At 63.3% G+C, this 458-nt stretch carries 1 protein-coding gene; it reads left to right on the forward strand.

The features are described 5' to 3' along the window. Window positions 1–458: NAD(P)-binding protein (locus EOA86_RS38055; RefSeq protein WP_128345903.1), on the forward strand; the 458-nt coding region annotated here is incomplete at both ends.

Below are 458 nucleotides of genomic sequence, written 5' to 3' on the forward strand. Positions count from 1 at the left end.
ACCTGCACTCGACCAACAATTTCCCGGAATTCACCGGCCGCATCTGTCCGGCGCCTTGCGAGGAAGCCTGCACGCTCAACCTCGAGGACATTCCGGTCGCCATCAAGACGATCGAGCAGGCGATCGCCGACAAGGCCTATGAAACCGGTCATATCCGGCCCTATCCGCCGGAAAAGAAGACCGGCAAGCGCGTCGCGGTCATTGGCTCGGGGCCGGCCGGCATGGCGGCCGCCCAGCAGCTTGGCCGCGCCGGCCACGACGTTCACGTCTATGAGCGCGAGAGCCGGCCGGGTGGGCTGATGCGCTACGGCATCCCCGACTTCAAGATCGAGAAACACTATATCGACCGGCGCATCGAGCAAATGCAAGGCGAGGGCGTGAGCTTCCATTGCGGCGTCAATGTCGGCGTCGACAAACCGGTGGCGGAGCTGCTCGCCGAATACGATGCTGTGCTCTAT

The sequence above is a fragment of the Mesorhizobium sp. M5C.F.Ca.IN.020.32.2.1 genome (assembly GCF_004023105.1).
GTDB classification, from domain to species: domain Bacteria; phylum Pseudomonadota; class Alphaproteobacteria; order Rhizobiales; family Rhizobiaceae; genus Mesorhizobium; species Mesorhizobium wenxiniae.